General features: G+C 38.9%; 22 protein-coding genes and 1 pseudogene. 15 read left to right on the top strand and 8 right to left on the bottom strand.

Going from position 1 to position 19,257, the window contains the following annotated elements; all coding sequences use genetic code 11:
* Positions 1-10: 10 nt before the first annotated feature.
* The 4 genes from MS6x_RS10535 to MS6x_RS10550 form a co-directional block, all read right to left on the bottom strand.
* The gene (locus tag MS6x_RS10535; protein WP_482601773.1) at positions 11-1,336 is read right to left on the bottom strand and encodes a DUF3570 domain-containing protein; all 1,326 of its coding nucleotides are present in this window, start codon (positions 1,334-1,336) and stop codon (positions 11-13) included.
* 85 nt (positions 1,337-1,421) lie between these two features.
* Entirely contained in the window at positions 1,422-1,634 is a 213-nt protein-coding gene (locus tag MS6x_RS10540) for a DUF4266 domain-containing protein (RefSeq protein WP_482601775.1), read from the bottom strand.
* Positions 1,631-2,611: an FAD:protein FMN transferase gene (locus MS6x_RS10545; protein ID WP_482601777.1), complete on the bottom strand. Its 981-nt coding sequence runs from the start codon at positions 2,609-2,611 to the stop codon at positions 1,631-1,633. The genes MS6x_RS10540 and MS6x_RS10545 overlap by 4 nt, the downstream gene beginning before the upstream one ends.
* A gap of 2 nt (positions 2,612-2,613) precedes the next feature.
* Positions 2,614-3,054, bottom strand: a complete 441-nt coding sequence (locus tag MS6x_RS10550) for a thioredoxin family protein (protein ID WP_482601779.1) — start codon at positions 3,052-3,054, stop codon at positions 2,614-2,616.
* 336 nt (positions 3,055-3,390) lie between these two features.
* Here MS6x_RS10550 and MS6x_RS10555 point away from each other — a divergent pair, with 336 nt between their 5' ends.
* Entirely contained in the window at positions 3,391-3,774 is a 384-nt protein-coding gene (locus MS6x_RS10555) for a hypothetical protein (RefSeq protein ID WP_482601781.1), read from the top strand.
* 139 nt (positions 3,775-3,913) lie between these two features.
* On the opposite strand, the gene MS6x_RS10560 is transcribed toward MS6x_RS10555, so the two are convergent.
* Together MS6x_RS10560 and MS6x_RS10565 are read right to left on the bottom strand one after the other, a co-directional pair.
* Complete coding sequence (locus MS6x_RS10560; protein ID WP_482601783.1) at positions 3,914-4,096, bottom strand: hypothetical protein; 183 nt, start codon at positions 4,094-4,096, stop codon at positions 3,914-3,916.
* Between the two features lie 93 nt (positions 4,097-4,189).
* Positions 4,190-4,927, bottom strand: coding sequence for a sulfite exporter TauE/SafE family protein (locus tag MS6x_RS10565; protein WP_482601785.1), 738 nt, complete (start codon positions 4,925-4,927; stop codon positions 4,190-4,192).
* A 93-nt stretch (positions 4,928-5,020) separates the two neighbouring features.
* Between MS6x_RS10565 and MS6x_RS10570 the strand changes: the two genes are divergently transcribed.
* From MS6x_RS10570 to MS6x_RS10585, 4 genes are read left to right on the top strand one after another with little or no spacing between them, the layout of a single operon-like run.
* Positions 5,021-6,832 (top strand): sodium:solute symporter family protein, encoded by a 1,812-nt coding sequence (locus MS6x_RS10570; RefSeq protein WP_482601787.1) that lies wholly within the window; start codon positions 5,021-5,023, stop codon positions 6,830-6,832.
* A 2-nt stretch (positions 6,833-6,834) separates the two neighbouring features.
* Positions 6,835-7,920, top strand: a complete 1,086-nt coding sequence (locus MS6x_RS10575) for an acyltransferase family protein (protein WP_482601789.1) — start codon at positions 6,835-6,837, stop codon at positions 7,918-7,920.
* Positions 7,917-8,495 (top strand): hypothetical protein, encoded by a 579-nt coding sequence (locus MS6x_RS10580; protein WP_482601791.1) that lies wholly within the window; start codon positions 7,917-7,919, stop codon positions 8,493-8,495. The genes MS6x_RS10575 and MS6x_RS10580 overlap by 4 nt, the downstream gene beginning before the upstream one ends.
* Positions 8,496-8,504: 9 nt before the next feature.
* Positions 8,505-8,894: a DUF2237 family protein gene (locus MS6x_RS10585; protein ID WP_482601793.1), complete on the top strand. Its 390-nt coding sequence runs from the start codon at positions 8,505-8,507 to the stop codon at positions 8,892-8,894.
* Here MS6x_RS10585 and MS6x_RS10590 read toward each other — a convergent pair.
* Positions 8,891-9,700: an alpha/beta hydrolase gene (locus tag MS6x_RS10590; protein ID WP_482601795.1), complete on the bottom strand. Its 810-nt coding sequence runs from the start codon at positions 9,698-9,700 to the stop codon at positions 8,891-8,893. The genes MS6x_RS10585 and MS6x_RS10590 overlap by 4 nt on opposite strands.
* A gap of 124 nt (positions 9,701-9,824) precedes the next feature.
* Between MS6x_RS10590 and MS6x_RS10595 the strand changes: the two genes are divergently transcribed.
* The 6 genes and pseudogenes from MS6x_RS10595 (at position 9,825) to MS6x_RS10620 (ending at position 15,187) form a co-directional block, all read left to right on the top strand.
* Positions 9,825-10,535: an alpha/beta hydrolase-fold protein gene (locus MS6x_RS10595; RefSeq protein ID WP_482601797.1), complete on the top strand. Its 711-nt coding sequence runs from the start codon at positions 9,825-9,827 to the stop codon at positions 10,533-10,535.
* Between the two features lie 13 nt (positions 10,536-10,548).
* Positions 10,549-10,752: a hypothetical protein gene (locus MS6x_RS10600; protein ID WP_482601799.1), complete on the top strand. Its 204-nt coding sequence runs from the start codon at positions 10,549-10,551 to the stop codon at positions 10,750-10,752.
* Between the two features lie 41 nt (positions 10,753-10,793).
* Positions 10,794-11,738 (top strand): annotated as a pseudogene (locus tag MS6x_RS10605) (ATP-grasp domain-containing protein); the annotation flags it as partial.
* Positions 11,739-11,993: 255 nt separating this feature from the next.
* On the top strand, positions 11,994-13,091 hold the full coding sequence (locus tag MS6x_RS10610; RefSeq protein ID WP_482601801.1) for a carboxylate-amine ligase: 1,098 nt from the start codon (positions 11,994-11,996) through the stop codon (positions 13,089-13,091).
* Between the two features lie 66 nt (positions 13,092-13,157).
* Positions 13,158-13,994, top strand: a complete 837-nt coding sequence (locus tag MS6x_RS10615; protein ID WP_482601803.1) for a type 1 glutamine amidotransferase — start codon at positions 13,158-13,160, stop codon at positions 13,992-13,994.
* The gene (locus MS6x_RS10620; protein ID WP_482601805.1) at positions 13,991-15,187 is read left to right on the top strand and encodes a hypothetical protein; all 1,197 of its coding nucleotides are present in this window, start codon (positions 13,991-13,993) and stop codon (positions 15,185-15,187) included. The genes MS6x_RS10615 and MS6x_RS10620 overlap by 4 nt, the downstream gene beginning before the upstream one ends.
* Before the next feature lie 176 nt (positions 15,188-15,363).
* Here MS6x_RS10620 and MS6x_RS10625 read toward each other — a convergent pair whose 3' ends face one another.
* Positions 15,364-15,954, bottom strand: a complete 591-nt coding sequence (locus MS6x_RS10625) for a riboflavin synthase (RefSeq protein WP_482601807.1) — start codon at positions 15,952-15,954, stop codon at positions 15,364-15,366.
* A 139-nt stretch (positions 15,955-16,093) separates the two neighbouring features.
* Here MS6x_RS10625 and pdxA point away from each other — a divergent pair, with 139 nt between their 5' ends.
* The 4 genes from pdxA to MS6x_RS10645 all read left to right on the top strand — a co-directional run bounded on the left by pdxA (position 16,094) and on the right by MS6x_RS10645 (position 19,229).
* The gene (gene pdxA, locus MS6x_RS10630; RefSeq protein WP_482601809.1) at positions 16,094-17,140 is read left to right on the top strand and encodes a 4-hydroxythreonine-4-phosphate dehydrogenase PdxA; all 1,047 of its coding nucleotides are present in this window, start codon (positions 16,094-16,096) and stop codon (positions 17,138-17,140) included.
* Positions 17,141-17,264: 124 nt separating this feature from the next.
* Positions 17,265-17,795, top strand: a complete 531-nt coding sequence (locus tag MS6x_RS10635; RefSeq protein WP_482601811.1) for a YceD family protein — start codon at positions 17,265-17,267, stop codon at positions 17,793-17,795.
* Between the two features lie 9 nt (positions 17,796-17,804).
* Positions 17,805-18,002, top strand: a complete 198-nt coding sequence (gene rpmF / locus MS6x_RS10640; protein WP_482601813.1) for a 50S ribosomal protein L32 — start codon at positions 17,805-17,807, stop codon at positions 18,000-18,002.
* 234 nt (positions 18,003-18,236) lie between these two features.
* On the top strand, positions 18,237-19,229 hold the full coding sequence (locus MS6x_RS10645) for a beta-ketoacyl-ACP synthase III (protein ID WP_482601815.1): 993 nt from the start codon (positions 18,237-18,239) through the stop codon (positions 19,227-19,229).
* The last annotated feature ends 28 nt before the right edge of the window (positions 19,230-19,257 follow it).

Genomic DNA, 19,257 nt, shown 5'->3' on the forward strand with positions numbered 1-19,257 from the left:
TCAACGCCACCTAATACACCTCAAAATTAAAACCTGCTGTAATAATGCTGGAAGTGAATGTAGTATCCCTGTCGTATTTATAGAATTTTAAATCTATACGTTTTAAACCGAATTTCCAGAGTTTGGCTTTGGTAAAAATGTCAGTGTAGGAAACACCCAAACCTAATTGGTTGGCCACATACTCCGACAAATCATAGTCCGAGGTATAGAATTCTTCCGTTGACAGTGCTTTTTCAAAGGGGCGAAAATAATCTGCCGCACTTTGGCGGTAGTACCGGTAGGAAGGGTATATCGTAAACTTGTTCGATAGTTTTATGGGGAGCTCAACATTTGCGGTGTGGGAGACTATTCCCCAAGTATCATTATAGTATCGGTAAAAGGTTCGGAGTACAAATCGGTCGCTTACAAACCAATTTAATCGTCCACCTAGCGCTACTTTTAAACGGGTATCGGGAAGTTGTTCCATGGCATCCGCTAACTGAAAATCACCAACAAAGGAGTCCGCAATATCTGCAAAATAGACACGCTGAAAAGGAGTGGAAAGCAATCCTTGCTGTTGCACAAAATCTAGGGATAATGACCCTTGTACATTTTTATGCAGTATCTGCGAAAAACCAAAACCTAGATTATAGGAGTTTCTATTTTCATTTTCAAAGGGAACAAATTGCGGACTGTAACTGGTATTCCCGGTAATTGTATTGTCCAAGAAAAATCCATTATTAAGGCCGTTTCCGTTGGGGGCGAAGGGCCTTAATTCAAATGGATAAATTGCGGTCCAAGAATCTAGATATACGGTTCCGTTAACACTAATTTCGGTATTTCGTTCATTGAACAACCTTGTGTAACTACCGCCAAAACCTACCGAAAAGTAATCATATTCCGAAGATACCGAAGCTAAAGCTGACCAAATTTTGTTCCGGTCGTCCGAAGCGTGGCTATAGGACGCGGTTAGGTTTGTCCAAACATCGTTGCTTGAAGCGCCCGAACTGGCTACGAACGGATCTGCTTGCCGGGTACCATCAAAAGGGTCCACATTACTGGATGAGGCAGAAGTGTATGCAGAGACCCCCGCGTCAATAGTCAACACATCATCGTCGTTAAGCGGAATAGCTATAATTATGGTTCCGGTAGCGTCCGTTAGTTCTTCCGTTCCAAGACCTCCTGTTACCGCTGCATTATCACCATCTTGATTGTAGTAGCTAGATAATAGGTCCACTTCCACGGTTTCCAATACGCGTTTTTTGTAGCTCTTTTCATCCTCTAGCTGCTGCTGTGAAAACGTCATGAACGAAGTCAGGAAAAAGAGCAGTAGTATGTTTTCTTTAATTCTATTCATAACTAAAATGGAAAGCCTTTTATTTATAACGGCGCGATATCAACGTCAATTTAAGATGTACAACTATAAGCGTACAGTGCAAAACCTAATTACATCCGCATCCACCACCTGTTTTCCCTCCATTTGCCCCGGCCGCCCCTTCTCTGTACGTATGCGCAATAGTGACATTACGGTCGCAAGGTAGGTCGGACAGTTGCATATCCGGATCGTTAATAGCCACCTTTTCATATTCTTTTACCACGACACAGCTATTGAAGCAACATGCCAGCACTAGTAAAATGACCAATGGTTTACTCATAAGGTGTTTATTTTAATATTCTTTGATTTGAAAACTTTCCCGTCTTCGTCTATAATAATACATTCCACATCTGGGAGCTGATTAATACGGTCCAAACCGGTTTCTACGCCCATAACAAAAACGGATGTTGCCAACGCATCGGCAAGCTCCGCTTTTGGTGCAAAAACAGTAACACTTAAAATACCAGTGGATGGGTATCCCGTCCTTGGGTCAATAATGTGGGAATATCGTCTTCCATTTAAGACGACCTGTTTTTCATAATTCCCAGAGGTGACTACGGCCTTGTCTACAACCGGAAGCAAGCCAAACCCCTTGTTTTTATCCATAGGGTTGGTAAGTGCCACTTTCCATTCGCTACCATCGCGTTGTTTTCCCCAGGTGTTCATGTCTCCTGAAGCGTTTATAATCCCTGCTGGAACACCTTTTTTTAGCAATAGCTCTTTTGCCTTATCTGCAGCATAGCCTTTTCCAATGGCGCCGAAACCTATTTTCATACCAGGGAACTTAAGAAAAACTGAAGTATGCTGTTCGTCTAAGAGTATGTTTTGAAAACCTACCATTGAAACTGATTTTTGAATTTCTGCTTTGCTCGGTATTGTTTTCATGCTTCCATCAAATTTCCAGATACGGTCCATAGACGCATAGGAAATGTCGAACGCGCCATCTGTTAGTTTAGAAATTTTCAAGCATCGATCTATTAAATCAAAAAGTTCTTGGGAAACTACGACCGCTGTTTTTCCAGCCGCATCATTAATTTTGGATGTTTCTGAATCTGGGGTCCATGAAGATATTAGTTTTTCTATCCGATCAATTTCCGAAATAGCCAGTTGTATATAATGGTCTCCTTCAATTGCGTTTTGTGCAACAACAGTTATCTCAAAACGACTCCCCATTAATTTCAACGTTTGTTTGTAGGAGTTTTGAGCACTTACCATGCAACAAAAACCTCCAAGGAGAAAAAGTAGGATAGTTTTCAAATTCAGTTCAAATAACGATTAAGTTCTCTTATATACTCTTTGGGCGCAAGTCTTTTATAACTAGTCTGCCCCAGTTCTTTACCATCTGCATTTAGCACGACAACTAAGGGAAATATACCTTTTTGGTTATACTTTTCGGCTAATAATTTATTGGCCAAAGTCTGTTGTTCGGAAAGTTGATTTGTTTTTTTTCTAGGAAAATCTGCTCGTAGCATCACATAGTTTTCAGCGGCATACTTTTGAAACGTTGGGGTACTCCAAACCTCATGATCTAATTTTATACAGGGCGCACACCAATCCGAACCTTGAAAAACCAGAATAATAGGTTTCTTGGACTCCTTAGCGGCAGTCTTTGCCATCTCAATATCGGTTTGCCAATCTTGGGATATTCCGTGTAAAGAGAATAAACAAAGAATTATAACTAAAATAAGATGTTTGCTCATTTATAACTTCTAATGGCCAATTGTTTAAAATATAAACCAAAATTTTTAATATAAATTGTTTGCAAGAGGTAATAAAGCTAGTAAAAACTACTGTTGAAAAGGTTTTGTGTTGTTGGTAAAACGTAACAGCGGGTAGTTCATTTGAAGTTTCTTTCACTAAATCAGCAATCTGTAAATTTCTCGGACTTGGATTGGTTAGTAAATGAATTATCAGTAATTGGCACGCTAACTAGTTGCAAATGCAGTAATCAGGACAATCTTTTGCAGAAAAATCCATGAATTTTACGGTACTTTAAAAAGAGAAAGAATCGTTATTTAGATTATAAGGCCGAAATTGTGATAAAACGAATTGAAGAAGAACTAGCATTAAAACTACGGCAATGGGGGACCGAACAAGCTGGCATATCTTGTATACTTCAAATGGATATTGACTATAATGAAACTTCCGTTAGTACTAGAAACCGCTACCTAAAATTCATGATTGTGACCCAATCGGCGGAGCAACTTATGAGTGAAGCCGTTTGGTTAGAAAATTTTGGATGCTATTCAAAATGTCATAAAGCAAACCATGGTTTTTTTCAAATTATTAAGGCTACTTATGAAAGCGGAATTACTATTAACTTTGTACTGATTGAAGGTGAAGACAAAAATGATGCCTACAAGTTCTGCGAAATAGAAGACTTGGAAAAGAGTGTAAAAATATTGCTGTGTAAAAATTAGGGCATTTGATGTTTGAGCGAATTTTTGTTAGATTGTTTTCGAGAAAATCAAGATTTAGATGTTCCAAGGCCTTTCCAAATAATTTTAAGTCTGGACTTATGAATGACTGAGGGCCCTGACCCTAGCTAATTTACCTGCCTCATTTAGCTGAATTGGCCAAGCTATTGTTTAAATCCTCCACAGAGTTCATTAAAATTGCGCTTGCCTCATTTTGTATTTGATTATAATGTTCTACGTATAGTAAACAGCACACGATAATAGCCAAGACAACGACAACATCCATTATTAATCTGGACCTTTGAGAGATTTCCTTTTTTTTCATAAAATCTAAACTTTTGATTTTCAGTAGGAAAGATACCATAAAATAATAGAATTAACAAACATTTAAGAAAATTACCATTTCTTTGTTTTCGGCCTATTGAAACATAATGAGAACGGCTCCTAAAGCTGTAAGCACTAATATCATTTTTCTAAAGAAGGATTCCTTAATCAATTTGATGATTTTTATTCCCAAGAAGAAACCTAGCAAAATACCAGGTAGCAGTTTAAGATTAAGGATTAAGGTTTCTTCCGAGATAGTTTCCCAAACAAAAATATGAAAGGGAAGTTTTATAATATTTACAATTAAAAATAGCCAAGCAGCGGTACCAATAAAGTGATTTTTTGGCAATCGCATTGCTAAAAAGTAAATATTGGAAAACGCACCGGCCAAGTTTCCTACCATCGTCGTTATTCCTGCGACAACACCAATTGCGCTGGAAAATGACCAATGCCTAGGTACAGTTTTAATTTTTTTCCTATCCCACCAATACATCATAAAAACAGTAATTAGTATAATGATGGCCATACCTATTTTAAACAGGGATTCTGGAAGGTCCTTGCCTACGTAAACGCCGATTAAAACCCCCAGCGTCATCCAGGGCAATAGTCGGAAAACATAGCGCCACTGTGTATGACGATTGTAGTATATGACTGCAAAAACATCGGCAAGGACCAGTAATGGCACTACCATTCCCGTAGATTCCTTAGCGCCAAAAGCCAAGGCCATAAAAGTGACGTTAATGACAGCAATCCCTTTAATTCCTGCCTTGGAAAGTCCAATCACAAAGGCCGCCAAAATAGCGAGAATCCAAGATGTTAGGGAAATTTCCATAGTCGTTAATATGAGTGCAAAGGCTATTGGGCGAACAAAGCGCAAAAGTATTCTAATTTATTTTATCTTTAGGCGTTAACCAACAGCCAAACCATGGAATTAAGCACCCTTGACTATAGTTTTATCATAGTTTTCTTCGCTATTATTTTAGGGATAGGAATTTATGTCTCTAAAAAATCTGGTAAAAATTCCACTGAATTTTTTCTCTCTGGCAGAACAATGCCTTGGTGGCTTTTGGGTCTATCCATGGTCGCTACTACATTTTCAACAGACACGCCCAATCTAGTTACAGATATAGTGCGTACAACTGGAGTTTCTGGAAACTGGGTGTGGTGGTGTTTTTTACTTACCGGAATGTTGACCGTTTTTGTCTATGCCAAACTTTGGCGTAAATCCAATGTAAATACAGACCTAGAGTTTTATGAGATGCGTTATGGTGGCAAACCCGCCAGTTTTCTTAGAAAATTCCGAGCGATTTATCTGGGCGGACTTTTCAATATTATCACCATGGCCTCTGTTACTTTGGCAGCCATAAAAATAGGAGGTATTATGTTGGGTCTTGAGCCTTGGCAAACTGTGGTTGGAGCAGGATTGATTACGGTAACCTTTAGTGCTCTTGGTGGATTTAAAGGTGTTGTCTATACAGATTTCCTGTTGTTCTTTGTGGCAATGTCAGGGGCAATTGGAGCTGCTTACTATTTGGTAAACATACCAGAAGTTGGTGGGATTGCTGCGCTTATGGCAAATGAAAACGTAACTGAAAAACTATCAATCTTACCTGATTTTAGTAACCAAAAAGCGCTCATAACCTTATTAATTATTCCATTGGCAGTACAATGGTGGAGTTCTTGGTATCCTGGAGCCGAGCCTGGCGGAGGCGGCTATATCGCCCAACGTATGTTGGCGGCAAAAGATGAGAACCATGCCATTGGAGCCACCTTCTTTTTCAATATCATGCATTACGCACTAAGACCGTGGCCTTGGATTTTAGTGGCTTTGGCATCTTTGGTCGTGTACCCGGATATTGCAAGTATAGCTACGGCCTTTCCGAATATCGAGGAAAGCAAATTAGGTCATGACCTTGCCTATTCTGCCATGTTGACAAAGTTACCTAGCGGCCTTTTAGGGGTCGTACTTGCGTCTTTAATAGCCGCTTATATGAGTACAATTTCTACCCAATTAAACTGGGGGTCTTCCTATATCGTTTTTGATTTTTACAAAAGACAGATTAACCCGGATGCCACTGAAAAACAAATGGTAGCGGTGGGTAGATTAGCTACGGTTTTGCTTATGGTGCTTAGCGCATTGTTCGCTTTAACCTTACAAAATGCTATTGAGGTATTTGATTTGTTAATACAGTTTGGCGCGGGTACGGGATTGGTTTTTATTCTACGTTGGTTTTGGTGGCGTATAAATGCCTGGAGCGAGATAACGGCCATGTTCGCCTCTGGTATTTTGGTTATTAGTCTGGCAAAAACAAGTTTAGGGGATATGCTCTTCGACCCCACAACAGGTGTTTTTCCAGATTGGGCGAATTACCCGTTCATTGTGGTGGTAACTACCACTATTTGGATGGCGGTCACTTTGATGACCAAGCCAGAATCCGATGAAACCTTACGAAGCTTTTATAGAAGAATTCAACCGGGAGGACCAGGTTGGGCTAAAGTGGTTGGGAAAGCCAAGGAAGATAAAGTCGAGATTATTACTACGGACGAAAAATGGAGTGTTCCCGCTGGTATTACCGCCATGCTTCTGGGTGTATTATTGATATACACCATCATGTTCGCCACCGGATACTGGATTTATGGTGAAACACTACATGCTTCTGTATTAACTGGCGTTGCTGTAATTGCCGCTATCTTACTTGTAAAGGCGTGGAATAGGTTAAAAGGTAATTTGCTATAATTATGAAGGACCGAATTCTTTCTGTTGATATTTTTAGGGGAATGACCATAATCCTTATGGTATTGGTGAATACACCAGGAACTTGGTCTAACGTATATGCTCCTTTTTTACATGCACCTTGGCATGGTTATACCCCAACAGATTTGGTGTTTCCATTTTTCTTGTTTATCGTAGGAACGTCTATAGCATTCGCCTATCAAAACAAAGAGATAGATGCAGGTGTTTACAAGAAGATTACCATTAGGACTTTAAAGCTGATAGGATTGGGACTTTTTTTAGGTGCTTTTACGATAAGTTTTCCATTTATTAAGGATTTTGCCGACATTCGGTTTCCAGGGGTTTTGCAGCGTATTGGGGTCGTATTCTTTTTTGCGGCTATTTTATTTATCAATGTAAAATGGAGAACACTTTTAGGAATTACAATAGCCCTGCTGGTAGGGTATTGGCTTTTAATGACTTTAGTGCCCGTAAACGGAATAGCCTCCACTTTGGATAGAGCGCCTAACAATATTGCGAACTGGTTGGATGTCCAGGTTTTTGGTTCCCATAACTACAAACCGGATTATGACCCAGAAGGCTTGTTGAGTACCGTACCATCGATAGCGAGCGCTTTGTTGGGTATTTTTACAGGATTGATTTTGACTTCTAAACAGGTAAAAAAAACCACCCTGTTAGTTGGAATAGGTGGTAGTTTATTAATTATTGGCCACCTATGGGACATGGTTTTTCCAATAAATAAAGCCTTGTGGACAAGCAGTTTTGTGTTGGTCACCGCCGGATGGGCAAACCTCATATTGGCGTTGATTTATTACCTTACTGATGTACGAAAAATTGAGTTCGGCACTATCTTTAAATATGTTGGTGCCAATCCAATTATCGTGTATTTCCTGTCCAGTTTTATTGCTAAAATTATGGGGCAAATACAAGTAGCCGACACTTCACTACATGGTTGGCTCTTTCAAAATATTTACGTCCATGATGTTATATCTATGGAGCTATCCTCTTTGTTGTATGCCCTATCCGTTGTGGCGTTTTACTGCTTTTTGGCATATTTCTTGTACAAAAGAAAGCTGTTCTTTAAAGTATGATGGCACATAGGTTTTTATTAGGCAACTGTTTTATAGTTCTTTTTCTATTCATTTTTGGCAACAACTCTTCAGTTTTTGGCCAGGAAGATTATCGTGAAGGGTATATCGTTAGAGCCAAAAACGACACACTGTTTGGAAGGGTAAGCAATCGTAGGCTTGGACCTTGGGGAGGTCTGCATAATAAAATAAAGTTTAAGGGCAAGGGCTTAAAAAAACGGTATGCCCCTAAAGATTTGATGGCTTATAAAAAGGGAGATTCCATTTATAGGACCCTAATGTTGGGAAGTAGTCCTCAATTTTTACTGTTAAAGACAGAAGGTCCTGTTTCGCATTATTCCTATTACTTTGAACCGGAACCAAATTCACGTTTAATTCTGGATGTAGATTATATTAAAAAAGGAAACGGTCCTTTAATACGTTCCTCTGAAGGTGTTTTTGGACTCAGAAGAAAAAGGCTTTCATCATTTTTTAGTGATTGCCCCGAGCTGGTCAAAAAAATTCAAAGCAAGGAGTTTAAGTACGTTTTTGAAGTCGTTGATTTTTATAATGATTGGATTACAAATCAACAAAAATAGAATAATAGTATGATCCTACTTTTTAGTTCCACGGATGCCCCACCAAAAAATGTTCTAGGTACACCCCTATGTTCCTGTTGCTTTGAACCTAAAACTGGGTTTTATAGGGATGGTTTTTGTAAAACTGGGCAAGAAGATTATGGCACACACGTGGTGTGCGCTATTATGACCAACGAGTTTTTGGAATACACAAAATCGAAAGGGAACGACCTATCTACGCCTATCCCGCAATGGTCCTTTCCAGGTTTGATTGCAGGCGATAAATGGTGCCTCTGTATACTTCGATGGTTAGAGGCTGTAAAGGCTGGCAAAGCACCTAAAATTGTTTTGGAATCCACCCATGAAAAGGCACTGGAGTATACCACTTTAGAGTTGTTGAAAAGCTATGAATTATCCTAGCGTTTAAATGCCCACTTCAAGAATTCAGGAAAGGCATTGGCCCAGGTAGGTAAATCGTGCTTACCACCATTAACTTCCAGATAGGTGATGTCTCCTGGATAAGAATACCCTTTTTTCTTCAATTCTTTAATCACATCTTGCGTGTCATCAATAGCATCTATGACTCCATTGTTATTTCGATCTGCTGTTTCATCCGCAGTACCGCATTGAAACCAGAACTTCTGTCCGGTTATATGAGGCCTATTTTTAATGATATCTAAAATAATTCTACTTCTATCTAATTTGTCTCCTTTCACATACGCTTTATTACGCCACCAAAAGGAACCGCTGAAAACGCCTGCTTTATGAAAATAAGTAGGGTGTTTATAAGCAATATCCAACGCAGACAAACCACCTAAGGACATTCCGCAAAACACCCAGTCGGCTTGTTTTTTGGACAACTTGAACTCCGACTTTAAAAAAGGAAGAAATTCTTCGATTATAAATTTCGAATACTGCGTAGCTTTATTACCCCTGTTTTTAAAATCAGGAGTACCACTGGTACCGTATTCATTGATTCTATTTTCATTACAGGAAATACCAACGTAACAAAACGGTTTAATTGTGTCATTAGAAAAAGCATCTGTTAGCGTTTTTTCCAATTGCATGGCCTGATAATCCTGCCCATCGTTCATCAGCAATACAGGAAAGGCGTGCGCACTTTTTCGGTAGTTACCAGGTGCCACGAATCTAAAAACTACCTTTCTATTCAAGTTTTTTGAATAAAACGAACCTTTTGCACTTATAAAATCAATCTGAAATCCCATCTTTTACGCTTAGTGAATGCAAGTATAACGCTAAGTGAAAAATAAAATTCATTATGTCAAAAAATAAATTACTTTTGCCCCCCTTAAATAGTTGGTTATTAATCTATTTGCGTAATTTAAGACAATGGCAAAAGTTGAACACATATCGTATTACTCCAACACCCTTGGGCGTAATATTATGGTAGAAGTAACAGGGCATTGGGGGCAGCCTATTTTAATGTTCCCATCCTCTGGGGGACAGTATACCCAAAATACGGATTTTGGACTAAACGCTTCCGTTGCCCACTTAGTGGAGGAAGGAAGGGTGAAACTTTACAATGTAGAGACCATAGATATGTTGTCTTTTTACGATGATAATATGGATTCTGAGACCAAAATCCATAATTATGAATTGTACATGCAATTTTTAAAGGATGAATTCATTCCGTATATTCAAAAAGAATGTAACACGCATAGAATTGGGGTTGCGGGAGTGAGCTTTGGAGGGTTTCATGCAGCTAATGTTGCCTTTCGTTTTCCGGATGTAGTTTCTCATTTGATTGCCATGAGCGCAGCGTTCAGCATCAGAAACATGACACCATATTCCGAGGATATGCGTATTTATTTCAATTGTCCGGCAGAGTTTATGGAGAACGAAGAGGGCTGGAAATACAATCACATGAAAATAGTTTTGGGCACTTCGGATTGGGATATCTGTTTGGATAAGAACAAGCACATGTCCGGAATCTTAAACAGGAAAGAAATTGCGCATTGGTACGATGAAAAAAAATGGCAAGATCACGATTGGCCTTTATGGAGAATGATGTTTCCGGAATATTTAGGAAAGTACTTTTAAATTTGAATAAATAATGTTCAATAATTCGGGTAAAATAAGAATTCCAGTAATTATAGTTATACTGGGTCTGACACTTCTTGAAAGCTGTGATAAAGAAGAATGTACTAGAATTGATAAAATTGGGGGAGGTATTCTTCCTGAACAGGAAATAGAGGTTCCCTGTGATTTTCCCGAACCAAAACCTTTAGGATTGTTAACCGATAAAAAAATAGAATAAGGTTTCTGTATTCGCAGGAATGAAAAATAGATGATTTAATTATGGTAAAAAAAGTAGGTATTTTATTTGGGATGGAAGACACCTTTCCATGGGCCTTTATAGATAAGGTAAACGAAATGGGCAAAGGTGAAGTTGTCGCTGAAGCCGTTCAAATTGACAAATTACAACAAGGGATTGACTATGGGTATCATGTAATCATAGACCGTATCTCTCAGAGCGTTCCTTTTTATCGTGCGTATTTAAAGAACGCCTCTTTAATGGGAACTGCGGTCATCAACAATCCATTCTGGTGGAGTGCGGATGAAAAGTTTTTTAATAACTGTTTGGCAATGGAATTGGGTGTTCCCGTTCCTAAAACGGTATTATTACCCTCAAAAGAAAGACCGGACGATACGTCGGAAACTTCTTTTAGAAATCTAAAAGCACCTTTGGATTGGGAATACATGTTTAACTACATTGGATTTCCAGCGTATATGAAACCACATGACGGTGGTGGATGGAAAAACGTATACAAAGTAGAAAGTGCAGACAATCTTTTTGAGTGCTTGGAAGAAACCGGACAGTTGGTGATGATGCTTCAAGAAGAAATACAGTTCGATGATTATTATAGAGTATACTGTTTGGGTCAGAAATATGTACATATTATGCCTTATGAGCCAAGAAATGAGTTTCACGCCCGCTATGCTACCGAGCCAAAAACTACTGGCGCTGAACATACGAAATTGATGAAGACAATAACGGAGTATACCTTAAAGCTGAATAAGGCTTTGGGTTATGATTTTAATACTGTCGAGTTCGCTATTCGTAACGGTATTCCATATGCCATTGATTTCTGTAACCCCGCTCCAGATGCGGATATCAACTCAGTAGGACAAGAAAATTTTGATTGGATCGTAGAGCATTCCGCAAAATTGGCCGTTGAAAAAGCAAAGGCACACAAGCCAAAGAAGAACGGAACCTCCTGGGGTTCATACGTTACCAATGCGGCTACACCGGTAAAAGCCATAACAAAAAAAGTGACTTTAAAAACAGCAGCGCAGGCTAAGAAAACAGCTGTTATGAAAGCTGTTACACCAGTTAAAAAAGTAGCTGAGAAAAAGGTAACAGCAAAGAAAAACGTCGCAAAACCAGCAGCAGTTAAAAAAACTGTTTCAAAACCAAAAACAACAGTAAAAAAAGCTCCGGCAAAGGCGACAGCTAAAAAATCGAAATAGAAAAACGTATTAAAAGCACACACGATTATGCATAAGTTCACACTGGGAATAGAAGAAGAATTTCAAATTCTCGATAGCGATAGCTTAAAACTTCATTCCCAGATGTCGAAAATTATCGATGGTGGAAAAGTGTTTCTAAAGGAGCGTATCAAAGAGGAAATGCATCAATCCATGGTAGAAATGGGAACTAATATTTGCGAGAATATTGGCCAGGCCAGGGATGAAGTTTCTTATTTAAGACAACAAATTTTTGAATTGGCTGCAAAAGAAGGATTAACTGTTGCCGCTGCCGGAACACACCCTTTTTCGCACTGGAGCGAACAGTTGATTACTCCGGACCCAAGGTACGATCAACTTATTGCAGAAATGAAAGATGTGGCACGTTCAAATCTCATCTTTGGCATGCATGTACACGTTGCTATTCCCAACAGGGAAGAAGGCTTACATGTTATGAATACAGCCCGTTACTTTTTGCCACACTTATACGCACTGTCTACAAACTCCCCTTTTTGGGAAGGACGGGAAACTGGTTTTAAATCGTTCCGTTCCAAGGTTTTTGACAAATTTCCAAGAACAGGTATTCCACCCTATTTTAGCAGTGTCTCTGAATATGATGAGTTTGTGAATTTATTGGTAAAGACCAACTGTATTGACAATGGCAAAAAAATCTGGTGGGATATTCGGTTACATCCATTTTATCCAACGGTAGAGTTTAGGATCTGTGATATGATCATGACCGTAGATGAGGTACTATGTATTGCATCGTTAATGCAGTGTATTATTGCCAAGCTAAGTAAGCTACATCAAAAAAACCAGAGTTTTAGATCGTATAGACGAATTTTGATCAATGAAAATAAGTGGCGCGCCGCACGTTGGGGCGTAGAATCCAAACTTATCGATTTTGGCAGACAGGAAGAGGTAGCTTTCCCGGTATTGATAAATGAACTTTTGGAATTTATCGATGATGTAGTGGATGAACTCGGCTGTCGTACAGAGGTAAACTATGTGTACCAAATGCTAGAACAAGGTTCTGGCGCAGATAGGCAGCTAAAAGTATATGAAGACACCAAGGACCTTAAAAAGGTAATGGAATATGTGGTGGCTCAAACGCGTAAGGGCCTTTAAAGTATATCGTCTATGAAATTAAATAAAGATTAATCAAATTTCTTACGATAGGTAGATAATCTATAGATGCAGACAAAATATAAAATTGCAGTTTTAGACATGAATGCAGGGCATGCCAACGAGGGTATGCGGTGTATAAAGATGCTGGTAGAACAGTTTTTAGGTCAGAAACACATTAAGGGAAACTATGATGTTTTTGATGTTCGTGTAAACAACGAAATACCCAAGATAAAGGATTACGATATGTTTATATCGTCCGGCGGTCCAGGGACACCTTTGATTGTGGGTGAGCTATGGGAAAACAACTATTTTAATTTTTTGGATGCGGTACTGTTACATAATCTTTCCAAACCCAATAAAAAACACCTTTTTTTAATCTGTCATTCTTTTCAAATGGCTTGTTTGCATTGGGACTTGGCTAAAGTCACAAAACGCAGGTCTACTTCATTTGGCGTCTTACCTATGCATAAGACCAAAAGTGGAGAGCACGAGGTATTGTTCCAAGACTTAGACGATCCTTTCTATGCCGTAGATTCAAGGGATTATCAGGTAGTAGGGCCTAAGGAATGGAAGTTAGACAGTTTGGACGGAAAGGTATTGTGTATTGAGAAAGACAGGCCAAACGTTGCCTTGGAGCGCGCTGTAATGGCTATCCGTTTTTCAAATGAAATATTTGGCACCCAGTTTCACCCAGAGGCAGATGCAGAAGGGATGACCCGTTATTTTAAACGTGAGGACAAAAAAGCGGTAGTGATAAAAAAATATGGAAAAAGAAAATATAAAAATATGTTGGAGCATCTTAACGATGATGATAAAATTATGAAAACCAATGCTGTAATTATTCCTAGATTTTTAAAATTAGCCGCTGAATCCATTGAGCGGATAAAACTTCAGAACGTATGATCTCCAAAATTAGAGAACAGTTCAATACTGGTTTTAAAGAAGAGTATTACGAAAATCTAAAAAAAGAAATTGTAGACACTTATGGTGAGGGAACTGGTTTCCGATTGTCGGAGAGTCCAATTTTTGTTAGCAAAAAATTAAAGGAAGAACTATTTGATGCGTGTGAAAGCATCATAGATCAATTGTGGCAAATGGATTTTGAAAAAATCCGTAAACAGTTTGTGCCTAAACATATTCAATCTCCATCAACATTAGGCAGACCACACTTTTTAGCCATAGATTTTGGGCTATGTGAGGATGGACAAGGCGGCATTACCCCAAAATTAATTGAATTACAAGCCTTCCCAACCTTGTTTTTTTATCAGCCATTTTTAGGAAAAGCCTTTCTAAATAATTACCCGGCCATACCAAAAAAGGGACTTCATTATTTTTTTAGCGATCTGGACGAAGCTCAGTATGTTAAGGAAGTAAGAGATGTAATCATTGCAGATGAGAAGCCTGAAAATGTTATTTTAATGGAGTTATATCCAGAAAAACAGAAAACTCGTATCGATTTTTGGGCCACTAAAAAAGCTTTGGGAATAGAGGTCGTTTGTATGACTAAAATTTCAAAAGAAGGCAAAAAATTATTCTATGTTAGGGACGGAGTTAAAACTCAAATTAACAGAATATACAACAGGGTGATTTTTGATGAATTTGAGCGTACAAAGGACTTAAAGACCGAATTTAATCTTAACGATGAGGTAGATGTGGAGTGGGTGACGCATCCAGATTGGTTTTTTATGATATCAAAATGTGTAATGCCCAAATTGAAGCACAAAAACATACCCAACTCGTTCTATTTGAATGATTTTCCTTCGGATATTCAGCTTGAACATTATGTGTTGAAACCTTTGTTTTCATTCGCTGGATTAGGGATAGACCTATATCCGACCAAGGAAAAAATAGCAAGTATCTCCGATAAGCAAAATTATATCCTTCAGAAAAAGGTCACGTATGCATCGGCCATTAAAACGAAAACAGAAAAAAATTCCAAGTGCGAAATACGCATCCTTTATATTTGGGACGAAAAGAACAATCGCCTAAAACCGGTAACTAATCTTGGCCGTATGAGCAAAGGGGAACTGATTAGTGTTTCCCACAATACAGAAGAAACTTGGATAGGCTCTTCTATTGGTTTTTTTGAGGAGTAATTTGCGTTTTCGAAAACTTTCTAAAGGGGATAACAATTTACAAATTTGCTTTCGCTTAAAGTGGCCTAAGCCCAAAACGATATAATGGTCACACCCGAATCGTCTCGACTCCGTTCAATATCACACAAGGCTTAGAAGCAACTGTTTTAGGGCTTATTTACGCCGTGAAATTTTGTCTAACGCCTAACGTCCATCAACTTCGCTACATATTTTCCGATTACATCAAATTCAAGGTTTACAATAGATCCCTTTTTGTAGGAATTGAATCTCGTATGCTCATACGTATAGGGGATAATGGCCACTTGAAAAGAATTAACGCCAGAATTTACGACGGTAAGACTGGTGCCATCAATAGTGACGGACCCTTTTTCAATGGTTGGGTTGCCTTTGGCGGCATCATATTCAAAGGAAAAAAACCAGCTACCATCTTTTTCGGTAACCTGCGTACAAGTTCCGGTTTGGTCTACATGGCCTTGAACAATATGGCCATCTAAACGAGAGCCTAAAATCATGGCTCTTTCAAGATTTACCCGATCCCCGATTTTTAAATTGTTTAAGTTGGTTTTTTGTAATGTTTCGTCAATTGCCGTTACCGTATATTCATCTCCTTTGACCGCTACTACGGTAAGGCAAACACCGTTATGTGCCACGCTTTGGTCAATCTTTAATTCTGAAGTTATATTGGATTTTATTGTAATATCCAAGTTGGTTGCGGTGGCATCCAGACCAATAACCTCGCCTAAGGTTTCAATAATTCCAGTAAACATGTATCGTTTTTATTAAGTAGTTTTGTGCTTGCTTTTAGATAGCACGTTAAATTGTTTTATATAACCCTTTCGCCGCTCTTTTTGGGCGGAGGAAACTTTAAAAATGGTTTTGTAAAGAGATACAAAGGTAAAGAATATCATGGAGGAAAATAGGAAAATTAGGTTGGGGATATCGATAGGGGATTTGAATGGCATTGGTTGTGAGGTTGCGCTAAAAACGTTTGAAGACAGTAGAATGTTGGATTTTTGCACCCCAATTTTTTTTGCTTCCAACAAGACTATTTCCCACCAAATGAAAGTTCTGAACATAAACATTGTTTTTCATGGGGTACCGGATGCAGACAAGGCAATAGACGGGAAAGTAAATATCGTAAACGTTTGGAAGGAGATACCCAACATACAGTTTGGAGAGGCAACCGAGGAGGCTGGAAAATTTGCCATACAATCTTTAAAAGCTGCCGTAGCTGCCCTAAAGGAAGACGTTATAGATGTTTTGGTTACTGCCCCCATCAATAAGAACAATATTCAATCAGAAGAATTTAAGTTTCCAGGTCATACAGATTACCTAGCACAAGAACTAGAAGGCGAAAGCCTTATGTTTATGGTCACGGATGACCTTAAAGTTGGACTGTTAACGGATCATGTTGCAGTTAAGGACGTTGCTTCGGCAATTATTCCTAGACTGATAAGGGACAAGGTAAATACGATTGAAAAGTCGCTCATGATGGATTTTGGCATACGAAAGCCAAAAATTGCGCTTTTGGGAATAAATCCGCATAGTGGCGATAATGGAGTAATAGGAAAAGAAGATGATGAGGTTTTGAAACCTGTTATCCAGGAAATGGCGAACAATGGTCATTTGGTCTACGGACCTTATTCGGCCGATAGTTTTTTTGGCTCTGATGGATATAAGAAATTCGATGCTATTTTAGCTGCCTACCACGACCAAGGTCTTATTCCGTTCAAAACCTTGTCTTTTGGAAAAGGGGTGAATTTTACCGCGGGCTTGGATAAGGTAAGAACCTCTCCGGATCATGGTACAGCTTATGAAATAGCCGGTAAAGGCAAGGCTGATTATAGTTCGTTTAAAGAGGCAGTATTTACGGGAATTTCTATATTTAAGAACAGAACCGAGTATAAAGAGCTCACCGAGAATGTCCTTAAAAAGCAGCGAATGAAACGTTAGTGACTTCGTTTTTTAAGACCACAGGGCCTAAAGATAAATAGTTGATAACTATTGGCATTTATGAAAATAATAGTATCTTTGCACCCGCCTTTTAAGGTAAAGGTGATAATTTAAGTTGTACACAATGAAGCAAAAGGAGTATCGTATTCCTTTCTCTGGATTGAAGCAAGGAAAGCACAACTTTAATTTTGAAATTGATAAAACGTTCTTTGATTCTTTTGAATATGATGATTTTAACGATGCTAACATCAGTGTGGGTGTTCTTTTAAATAAGACCTCTACAATGATGGAGTTGGATTTTGACGCTACTGGCACCGTAAATGTAAATTGTGATATCACAAGCGAACCATACGACCAACCTATAGCTTCTGAGCTAAGGCTAATCGTTAAATTTGGAGAGGAATATAATGATGAGGACGATGTAATCCTTATTCTTCCCCATGGCGCGCATGAATTGGATACGGCTCAATTTATTTATGAAATGTCGGTATTGGCAGTGCCTCAGAAAAGAGTTCATCCCGGTATTGCAGATGGCACCTTAAAGTCTGACGTATTGGATAGGCTTCAAGAGCTGCAGCCAAAAGGAAAAGAAGAGAATACAGAAGAAAACGACCCAAGATGGGACGAATTGAAAAAACTATTAACGGATAAATAAAGTTTTATAATGGCACATCCTAAAAGAAAAATTTCCAGAACTAGGAGAGATAAGAGAAGAACACATTACAAAGCGGTTGCACCTACATTGGCTACCGATTCCACGACTGGAGAAATGCACTTGTTTCACCGGGCGCACTGGCACGAAGGAAAATTATACTACAGAGGCCAAGTATTAGTTGATAAAACAGAAGAGGTAGAGGCATAAAATGCTTTGACCCAATGATAGAACTCCCACCTTTAAACAGGGTAGGGAGTTTTTTTTCGTTTTATAGTATTGTCAAAGCTTTGCTCATGAAAGCAGTAGCGCCCTACCGACTTTAGTTCTAGGCAGTATTTTTTTAAAAACCGACCCGTTATGTATCAGAAGTCAGCTAAAATCATTAATTTTCACAACTTTTGACCTGTTTTTGAACGGTTTTTACACAAAAGCAATTTAAATATGACCAAAATAACAGCAGCTATTACCGCTGTGGGTGGCTATGTTCCCCAATTCGTTCTCACCAATAAAATGTTGGAGGGTATGGTAGACACCAATGATGAGTGGATTACCAGTAGAACAGGAATAAAGGAAAGAAGGGTCTTAAAACCGGAGGAAGGGGAAGGAACCTCTTATCTGGCCATTAAGGCGGCCAACGACCTTATAGAAAAAGGAAACGTAGACCCTGCGGAAATAGATTTGATTATTGTGGCAACGGCAACGCCAGACAGCATGGTGGCATCCACGGCTGCTTTTGTAGCTTCTGAGATTGGAGCCAAAAATGCTTTTGCGTATGACCTGTTGGCAGCTTGTTCCAGTTTTCTGTTTGGGATGTCAACGGTAGCTTCCTATATAGAAAGTGGTCGTTATAAAAAGATACTGTTGATCGGGGCGGACAAAATGTCCTCTATTTTGGACTACACAGACCGTACTACATGTATCATTTTTGGAGACGGTGCCGGTGCGGTTCTTTTTGAGCCAAACACGGAAGGATTGGGATTACAAGATGAATATTTGCGTGCAGATGGTTCTGGAAGACAATTTTTGGGTATGGAAGGCGGCGGTTCCCTTATGCCAGCGACTATAGAGTCCGTAACGAATAAAAAACACTATATATTTCAGGAAGGAAAAACGGTATTTAAATTTGCCGTTTCCAATATGGCCGATGTAGCCGAACGTATCATGAACCAGAACAACCTAAGCAGTGAGGATGTAACTTGGTTAGTGCCCCATCAAGCAAACAAACGAATTATTGACGCTACTGCGAACAGAATGGGCGTGGATCACACCAAAGTAATGATGAACATTCAACGTTACGGGAATACCACCTCTGGAACCTTACCTTTGTTATTGCACGATTATGAAAAGCAATTAAAAAAAGGAGACAATCTTGTATTTGCTGCTTTTGGCGGCGGATTTACCTGGGGCTCAATTTATTTAAAATGGGCATACTAATTTATTAAACTACCAACTAAACATATTG

It is taken from the genome of Maribacter sp. MS6 (genome assembly GCF_056839185.1).